Raw genomic sequence first — 1,951 nt, 5'->3', positions numbered from 1 at the left:
CCGAACGGCTCGTCGAGCAGCAGCAGCCGCGGGCGCGTCACCAGCGCACGGGCGATCGCCGCACGCTGACGCATGCCGCCCGACAGCTCGGCGGGGCGCGCGTCGCCGAAGCCGTGCAGCCCCACCAGCGCGATGAGCCGGTCGACGGCATCCGGATCCGCGGGACGACGCGCCAGTCGCAGGGCGAGCGCGATGTTGCCGCGCACGGTCCGCCACGGCAGCAGAGACGGATCCTGGAATGCCACCGCGAGGTCGCCGCGCCCGGCGACCTCGCTCGGTGGTGCGTCGTCGATGGCGACCCGGCCCCTGCTGGGCCGCTCGAGACCGGCGACGAGGCGCAGCAGGGTGGACTTCCCGCAGCCCGACGGCCCGACCAGCGCAGTCGTCTGCCCGGCGGCGAAGGTGAGATCGGTGGGGGCCAGCGCCTCGAGATCACCGAACATCCTGCTCGCCCCGGCGAGATGAACGACCGGGGGCTCAGCCACCATGGATCTGCTCCAGGATGGACCGATCCCACAGGTCGGCATCGACGTCACGACCGAGCAGGGCGAGGGTCCTGCGGTTCGCCTCGACGGTCTCATCGGTCCACCAGCCGAAGCCGTGCTCGTCGGTGAGGTCGGAGAACATCAGCGGAACCTGCCGCTGCGCCTGCAGCCTCTGCACCTCGGCGTCGAGACCGGCGTCGGGGAACATCCTCAGCGTGAGCTGCGCGGCCGCATCGGTGTCTTCGCGGTACTGCTCCCAGCCGCGGATCTCACCGGTCATCAGCGCCACCAGATCGTCGCGTCGCTCGGCGAGGCTCTGCTCGGTGGCGATGTATGTCTGCGAGTGCAGCTCGTACCCGTGATCGGCCATCAGCATGGTCACGGACTCGACCCCCTGCACCGCCATCGCCACGGGCAGATCGGTCTCCCAGCACAGCAGGCAGTCCACCTCTCCCGCCAGCAGCGGCTGCGCGGAGTACTGCGTGGGAACGACCTCGATGCGATCGATGTCGACGTCGTTCAGCGTGCACAGCGTCTCGAGCACCGGGGTGTTCGCGGTGGCCATGCCGATGCGCAGACCTTCGAGGTCCTTCGGCTCGTTCACCGGCTTCGCCGGCAGCGAGGCGATCACGAAGGGGTTCTTCTGCATGGCGACGCCGATGATCTTGAACGGTGCGCCTTCGGCCACCGCCGCCGCCGTGTAGTCGGCGGCGGAGATGCCGATCAGCGCCGCTCCCGACACCACCGGCGGTTCGACGGGGGCGTTCGGACCGCCCTGCAGCAGGCTGACCTCGAGATTCGCGTCGCGCCACCAGCCGCGGTCGAGCGCGATGTAGCTGCCGGCGAACTGCACGGAGTGCAGCCACGAGAGCTGCAGCGAGGCCTTCGCGGGGTCGCCCGCCGACGGACGGCCGCCCCCGGGCGCGCTGCAGGCCACGGCGCCGAGACCCATCATGCCGAGCACGCTCGCGCCGAGAAGCGTGCGGCGCGAGAGCACGGGGGTGTGATGCAGGTCGTTCATGAGGTCTCCTGGTGTTCGAGGCGAGTCATCGGTTCGGTGAGGACGCCGGTGCGGCACGCACGTGGTCCAGGCCGTGCACGTCGGGGGGAGTCAGGTCACCGCGGTTCGAGTGGCGCCGTCGAGCCCACACGGCGCCGATTCCCGGCAGAGCGGCGAGCAGGGATATCAGGCCGAAGGCGATGCTGACCGCGAGCGACTGCGAGGCGCTGATGCCCGCGATCGGCAGCAGCGCCACGGCGGCGCCCTCGCGCACCCCCCAGCCCGCGATCGAGACGGGGATGAGCATGGCCAGCAGCACCAGGGGCACGACGGACACGACCGCAGCGAAGCTGAGCGGCGCACCGATCGCGAGCGCGCAGCAGGCGAACGCGCCGAGTACGCAGCTCGCCGTGGCCGCGCCGAGCACCCCCTGCTGCCACGGCGCGGCGCGCAGACTGCGGCGCAC

General features: G+C 71.4%; 3 protein-coding genes. All 3 read right to left on the bottom strand.

Going from position 1 to position 1,951, the window contains the following annotated elements:
* On the bottom strand, window positions 1-485 hold a 485-nt coding region (locus RT309_RS14895), incomplete at its 3' end, for an ABC transporter ATP-binding protein (RefSeq protein WP_313358294.1).
* Entirely contained in the window at window positions 478-1,506 is a 1,029-nt protein-coding gene (locus RT309_RS14890) for an ABC transporter substrate-binding protein (RefSeq protein WP_313358292.1), read from the bottom strand. The genes RT309_RS14890 and RT309_RS14895, both read right to left, overlap by 8 nt.
* A 25-nt stretch (window positions 1,507-1,531) precedes the next feature.
* The coding region (locus RT309_RS14885; protein ID WP_313358290.1) for a lysylphosphatidylglycerol synthase domain-containing protein at window positions 1,532-1,951 on the bottom strand (420 nt) is incomplete at its 5' end.

The organism is Microbacterium sp., assembly GCF_032084865.1.
GTDB lineage: Bacteria > Actinomycetota > Actinomycetes > Actinomycetales > Microbacteriaceae > Microbacterium.
The sequence above is the reverse complement of the archived record's forward strand: the minus strand, read 5'-3'. Positions and strand labels throughout refer to the sequence as shown.

Excerpts from the sequence above, each read along its gene's own strand:
- RT309_RS14890 (WP_313358292.1), bottom strand. The coding sequence starts at position 1,506 with ATGAACGACCTGCATCACACCCCCGTGCTCTCGCGCCGCACGCTTCTC.